Consider the following 6935-nt stretch of genomic DNA (forward strand, 5'->3'; position numbering starts at 1 on the left):
GTCTCGGCGAACATGCGCTGCTCCTCGGAGAAATCCTCCGGCGTCGTCACCGCCCCCGGCGGCGCGTCGTCGATGACGAAGCTCCCCCCGGCGATGCGCGCCCGGTCGGCGTTGCGTTCTATCGTCTCGCTCATATCGTCGTCCTCCCATCTGCTTCGTGGTTGCGGCGCCGTTACGGCGCCTTGCGGGCGCAGTTACCGGAGTTCTCCGGTAACTCGGCTCGGTTCGGCCCCCTGCGGAGCCTTTACGGCGCGTGCACCTCGAACACGCCGGCCGCGCCCATGCCGCCGCCGATGCACATCGACACGACGCCGATGCCCCCGCCCCGACGGCGGAGCTCGTAGATGAGCGTCGCGGACAGCTTCGTTCCGGTGCAGCCGAGCGGATGGCCGAGGGCGATCGCGCCGCCGTTGACGTTGACCCTCTCCGGATCAAGCTCGAGCGCGCGCACGACGTGCACCGCCTGCGCGGCGAACGCCTCGTTGATTTCGAACAGGTCGACGTCGACGACGGACAGCCCCGCCATGCGCAGCGCCTTCGGGATCGCCTCGACCGGCCCGACCCCCATAATTTCGGGGTCGACGCCGGCCAGCGCGAACGCGCGGAACGTCGCGAGCGGCGCAAGGCCGAGCGCCTCGGCGCGGGCGCGGCTGACGACGAGCGCGGCGGCGGCGCCGTCGCTCGTCTGCGACGCGTTGCCGGCGGTGACGGTGCCGCCGGCCGCGAACGCGGGCCGCAGCGCCGCCAGCGCCTCCATCGACGTCTCCGGGCGCACGCCCTCGTCGACGTCGAAGACGAACTCGCGCGTCGTCGGCCGCCCGTTCGCGTCGACGCCGCCGAGGCGCGCCGTCACCGGCGCGATCTCGTCGCGGAACGCGCCGCGCCGGATCGCGTCCGCCGCCTTCCGATGCGACGCGACGGCGAAGGCGTCCTGGTCCTCGCGCGATACGCCGAACCGGCGCGCGACCTCCTCCGCCGTGTGCCCCATGCTCATATACACCTCGGGCATCGCGGCGACGATGTCCGGATGCGGCGCGGGCTTAAAGCCCGCCATCGGCACGTGGCTCATGCTTTCGACGCCGCCGGCGAGCACGACGTCGGCCGCGCCGAGCATGACGCGCTCCGCCGCGAAGGCGATCGACTGCAGCCCCGACGAGCAAAACCGGTTGATCGTAATCGCCGGCACCGTCGCCGGAAAGCCCGCGTACAGCGACATAATGCGGGCGAAGTTGAGCCCTTGCTCGCCCTCGGGCATCGCGCAGCCGATAATGATGTCCTCGACGTCGGCTTTCGCGATCCCGGGCGCCCGCGCCATGGCGGCGTTCATCGCGGCGACGCCGAGATCCTCGGCCCGCGTTTGGGCGAGGCTTCCCTTCTTGGCGCGGCCGACCGCCGTGCGGGCGATCGACACAACGACGGCGTCGCGGCCGTTCCGATTCATGGTAGGCATCTAGCCGGTCACCTCCTGCTATGTGATTGCGTGGAGCCTCGAACGGGGAACGACGAAGCCCGACGGCCGCGCTCCCTCAGTTGCGAAGCGGCTTGCCCTTGGTCAGCATGTGCTGCATGCGCGCCTGCGTCTTCGGCTCCCCGCACAGGCTGAGGAACGCCTCCCGCTCGAGATCGAGCATGTATTGCTCGCTCACGAGCGCTCCCGCGGGCGCGTCCCCGCCCGTGAGCACATGCGCGAGCTTGCCGGCGATCAGCAAATCGTGATCGCTAATAAACCCGCCCTGCCGCATTCCGTAGGCGCCCATGCGCAGCACCGCGGCGCCGTCGCGCCCGACGACGCGGATCGGCTGCGGCATCGGAGGCGCGTAGCCCGCTTCGTCGAGCGTCAGCACGAGCCGCTTCGCCTCGTACATGCGATGATCGTCGTTCATAACGACCCGATCGCCCGCGCGCATATAACCGAGATCAAGCGCGTTCGCGCCGCTCGTCGTTACCTTCGCGAGCGCGACCGTCTCGAAGGCGGCGTTGGTCGCCGGCTGCAAATCCGCGTCCGCCGACGGCGCAGCGGCCGCGATGCGTGCGGCAAGCTCCTTGCAGCCGCCGCCCGCCGGAATGAGGCCGACGCCGGTTTCGACGAGGCCGAAGTACGTCTCGGACGCGAACAGAATCGCGTCGGCCGGCAGGCACGCCTCCACCCCGCCGCCGAGCGTCATTCGGTGCGGCGCCGCCACCACGGGCCGCTCGAGCCGCTTCAGCGACATCATCGCGTCCTGGAACAGGCGGATGATGCGATCGACTTCCTCCCATTCTTCGTCCTGCGCCTCCATAAGCAGCAGCATCAGATTCGCCCCGACGCAGAAGTTTCGTCCCTCGTTCGCCACGACGAGCCCCCGCCAGTTGCGGCGCACCTCGTCGACGGAACGCTGGATCATCGTCAAGATGTCGCCGCCGATCGCGTTGTTCGGCGAATGGAACTCGAGGCAGGCGACGTCGTCGCCAAGGTCGACGAGCGACGCGCCCGCGTTCGAGATCACGACGTTCGCCGGATCCGCCTTGCGCGCGCGCAGCGACATCGCCTCCTTCGCCGCGGCGCGCTCCTCGTACGCCCCGGCGCGCACGAAGAACCGCTTCGCGCCGTCCGTCCGGTAGAAGCTCTCGTTGCCCGCCGCGAGCCACGCCTCCACCCAGGCCGGAATCGCGCGCCCCTCCGCCTTCATCCGTTCGACGGAGGCGCGCACGCCGATGGCGTCCCACGTCTCGAACGGCCCGAGCTCCCAGTTGAAGCCCCACCGCATCGCGTCGTCCAGGTCGGCGATCGTGTCCGCGATCTCCCCGACTTTCTCCGCGGCGTAGAGCAGCACCGGCGCGAGCACGTTCCACGCAAGCTTCGAATACCGATCGCCCGCGCCGAGCAGCGCCTTCAGCTTCCCGCGCGCGCCCTTCGCCTGCTTCGCCGCCTCGAGCGACCCGCCGGCCGGCTTCCGCGCGTCCGCGTACGACAGCGTCGCCAGATCGAGCGCCTGAATGACGCTCCCCTGCGGCCCCTTGATTTTCTTGTAGAAGCCCTGCCCCGACTTCTCCCCGAGCCAGCCGCGCTCGACGAGCGCGCGAAGCGCCGCCGGCGTCTCGAACGCCTCCCGCTCCGCCGCGTCGCCCGAACGGTCCCGCACGTTGCCGGCCACATGCGCGAACGTGTCGAGCCCGACGAGGTCGAGCGTCCGGAACGTCGCGCTCTTCGGCCGCCCCATCGCGGGCCCGGTGACGGCGTCGACCTCCTCGACCGTATAGCCGCCCCGCTCCATTTCCTTCAGCGTCGCGAGCAGCCCGTACGTGCCGATCCGGTTCGCGATGAAATTCGGCGTATCCTTGGCGAGCACGACGCCTTTCCCAAGACGCTTCTCGCAGAAGCCGCGCATGAACCGGACGACCTCCGGATCGGTGTCCGCCGCCGGCACGAGCTCGAGCAGCTTCATGTACCGCGGCGGATTAAAGAAATGCGTCCCTAGAAAATGCCTCCGAAACGCCTCCCCCCTCCCTTCGACCATCGCGTTCACGGAAATGCCCGACGTGTTCGTCGACACGATCGTCCCGCCCTCGCGCACCGTCTCGATGCGCGCCAGCAGCTCGCGCTTCACGTCGAGCCGCTCCGTCACGACCTCGACGATCCAATCGACGCCGGCGAGCCGAGGCAGCGCCGCGTCCAGCTCGCCCGGCTCGATCAACGACGCGTACGCGGGGCGAAACAGCGGCGCCGGATTCGTCTTCGCGAGCCGGACGATCGCCTGCTCGGCGTATTCCCGCTTCACGTCGAGCAGCAGCGTCGGGATGCCCGCGTTCGCCAAATGCGCCGCGATGCCCGAACCCATGACGCCGGAGCCGATGACCGCCGCCTTCCTGAACGTAAATGCCATGCAGCCTCAACCTCCTTCACTAGAGTCGGAGTACCGAAAAACGAACGTTTGCAACCCTTGGCGGTTTTTTGGACAGTTTGGACAAGCGAACGACACCGTTTCTTCGGAAAATGCTCCCACCCCCCTATAAATTCCGGCGTTTCCGCGGCGGGGACGTTGGACATGTCGGACAAATCGACCGGTTCCCGCGATCGCGGAATGTTTCGCACCGACCGCCTTGGAGGCGCGGCCGAGGGGCCGCTTCCAAGGAGGCGGAGCTCGCCAGGGGCGGACAACGGCTCCGACGGTTCGTCGCCCTCCTTATGCGCCGAGGACCGACGCTTCGAGCAGCTCGGCGATGTCGCGCGCTTTCACCGCGTCCTCCGCGTCGAGCAGCTTCGCGCCGTCCTCCACCATCGTGAGGCAGTACGGGCAGGCGGAGGCGACGACGGTCGGCCGCACCGCGAGCGCCTGCTCCGTGCGGGCGACGTTGACGCGCTTGCCTTGCGTCTCTTCCATCCACATGCGCCCGCCGCCCGCGCCGCAGCACATGCCGTTCTCGCGGCTGCGCTCCATCTCGGCGAGCTCCACGCCGGGAATCGCGCGCAGCACGTCGCGCGGCGCCTCGTAGACGCCGTTGTAGCGGCCGAGATAGCAGGAGTCATGGTACGTCACCCGCTCCCGCACCGGCGTCTTCGGCGTCAGCCGCCCCGCCGCGACGAGCGACGCCAGCAGCTCCGTATGGTGCAGCACCTCCACGTCCCCCGGCAGCCCGAAGTCCGGGTACTCGTTCTTCAGCGTGTTGTACGTGTGCGGACAGGCGGTCACGATCCGCTTCACGCCGTACTTCTCGAATAACGCGATGTTTTCGGCGGCGAGCTGCTGAAATAGCATCTCGTTGCCCATCCGCCGCGGCGTGTCGCCGGAGCCCTTCTCCTCGTTGCCGAGCACGGCGAAGCGGACGCCCGCCGCGTTGAGCAGCCGGACGAACGCTCGCGACACCTTCTTCGCCCGGTTGTCGTAAGAGCCCATGGAGCCCACGAAAAACAAGTACTCGAAGTCGGGGCGCTCCTTGACCGTCGGCACGGCGAGGAGGGGGTCCGGCCCGGGCCGGGGAAGGGACGCCGCCGCGGCGGCGTCAGGCGGCGGGGCGGCGGCGTCAGGCGGCGGCGCGGCGGGCGCAAGCTCGGCGATCCACTTGGCGCGGTCGGCGCGGGAGAGGCCCCACGGGTTGCCCTGCCGCTCGATGTTCGTCATCGCGCGCTGCCCGTCGGCCGGCATCCGTCCTTCCATCAGCACGAGGTGCCGCCGCAGGTCGACGATCTTGTCGACGTGCTCGTTGTCGACCGGGCATTGATCCTCGCAATTGCGGCACGTCGTGCACGCCCAAATTTCCTCCTCCGTCATGACGCCGCCGATGAGCGGGACCTCCTCGGGGGCGGCGTCCGGCACGACGGTCCATCCCGCCTGCTGCGCGGCCATCGTCGGGCCGATGTCGACGACGGCGCCGGCGGGCGGCGGCCCGGCCGAGACGCCCGCCGCCATCGCGTGCGCGCCGACCGCGGCGGAAGACGTCCAAGGCACCCAGGGAGATTTGGAGGTGACGGCGGCCCCCTTTTCGACGAGGTGGTCTCTCAGCTTTGCGATCATGTGCATCGGCGACAGCAGCTTGCCGGTGCTCGCCGCCGGGCAGACGTTCGTGCAGCGGCCGCACTCGACGCAGGCGTAGAAGTCCAGCATCTGCTTCTGCGTGAACTGCTCGACCGCGCCGACGCCGAACGTCTCCGCGGTTTCGTCCTCGAGATCGAGCTTGGCGAGCCGGCCGACCGGCGTCGTCTTCTTGAGCAGCACGTTGATCGGCGCAGTAATAATGTGGAAATGCTTCGACTGCGGCACGTAAACAAGAAACGCGAGCAGGATGAGCAGATGCGCCCACCAGGAGACGTAGAAGCCTACCGTCGCATATAAGCTGCCGGCCGCCGCCTCGCCGCCGAGCCGCGCCGCGAGCGCCGAGCCGATCGGCGCCGTCCAGGCCGCCGCTTCGCCGTGCCGCAGCCGGTCGAAGGCGAGCGTGAACAGCACGGACGCCATAAGGGCGAAAATAAACCACGTGACGAGGCTGGGCTTCCAGCCGCGGCGAAGCCTTTTCAACCGCTCCACGTACCTGCGGTAGGTCGCGTACCCCATCGCCAGCAGCACGAGCGCCACCGTCGTCTCCTGCAGCAGCTCGAACGCGGGATAGCCCGGCAGCGGCAGCGGCGAGCCGGCCAGCCCCCGCCATACGATATCGAGCGCGCCGAACTGCAAGATGATGAAGCCATAGAAAATGACGACATGCATCGCGCCGCTTCGCCGGTCCTTCAGCAGCTTCGTCTGGCCGAACGTCTCGGCCGCGAACGTCTTCAGCCCCCGGCCGACCGCCTCCTTCGCCGCGCCGGCGAGCGACTTCCCGTCGACCGGCTGCCCCAGACGCAAATACAAGTACCGGTGGTACACGACGCGGTAAAACAAATACAGCGCCGCCCCCGTGACCCCGAGGAAGGCCAGGCTGTTGACCACCGTCCAAATCATGGCGAACCTCCCCCTTTCGTGACTGCCTCCGCTTCGCCTGCGTCCGCGCCCCGCGCGTCCGGCGAGCGGACGAAGGCTCGGGCGAATTCGGTGGACATGCTAGTAAGCGCTTACAAAATTTCGTATACCACGATGATACGCGGCTCCTTCTAAAATTATGTGGCGCGCCATAGGGTATGAGTGAGAAATACGGACGGACTGGAGGCGTAACCGATGAACATTGTGGTGTTGGTGAAGCAGACGTTCGATACGGAGGAGCGCATCGTACTCGACGGCGGCGCCGTCTCGGAGGACGGCGTAAAGTTTGTCATGAATCCTTACGACGAATATGCGGTCGAGCAAGGCATTTTGCTACGGGACGCGGCGGGCGGCGGCAAGGTGACGGTCGTCTCCGTCGGGCCGGCGCGCGTCGGCGAGGCGCTGCGCGCCGCGCTCGCGATGGGCGCCGACGAGGCGGTGCTCGTCGACGACCCGCGCATCGCGGACGACGCCTACGCCGTGTCGCGCGCGCTGGCGGCGCTG

4 protein-coding genes are annotated in these 6935 nt (G+C 68.6%); 1 reads left to right on the plus strand and 3 read right to left on the minus strand.

What is annotated here, in order from left to right; genetic code table 11:
* Nucleotides 1–244 precede the first annotated feature (244 nt).
* The 3 genes from VEZ38_RS07755 to VEZ38_RS07765 all read right to left on the minus strand — a co-directional run bounded on the left by VEZ38_RS07755 (nt 245) and on the right by VEZ38_RS07765 (nt 6413).
* Nucleotides 245–1450 carry an acetyl-CoA C-acyltransferase gene (locus tag VEZ38_RS07755; RefSeq protein WP_324892780.1) on the minus strand — a complete coding sequence of 402 codons (1206 nt, stop codon included), beginning with the start codon at nt 1448–1450 and terminating at the stop codon, nt 245–247.
* 76 nt (nt 1451–1526) lie between these two features.
* Entirely contained in the window at nt 1527–3863 is a 2337-nt protein-coding gene (locus VEZ38_RS07760) for a 3-hydroxyacyl-CoA dehydrogenase/enoyl-CoA hydratase family protein (protein ID WP_324892781.1), read from the minus strand.
* A gap of 300 nt (nt 3864–4163) precedes the next feature.
* Nucleotides 4164–6413: a (Fe-S)-binding protein gene (locus VEZ38_RS07765; protein WP_324892782.1), complete on the minus strand. Its 2250-nt coding sequence runs from the start codon at nt 6411–6413 to the stop codon at nt 4164–4166.
* Nucleotides 6414–6626: 213 nt separating this feature from the next.
* Between VEZ38_RS07765 and VEZ38_RS07770 the strand changes: the two genes are divergently transcribed.
* A partial coding sequence (locus VEZ38_RS07770; protein WP_414694681.1) for an electron transfer flavoprotein subunit beta/FixA family protein occupies nt 6627–6935 on the plus strand: 309 nt, incomplete at its 3' end.

This window comes from Paenibacillus sp. (genome assembly GCF_035645235.1).
Taxonomy (GTDB): domain Bacteria; phylum Bacillota; class Bacilli; order Paenibacillales; family YIM-B00363; genus Paenibacillus_AE.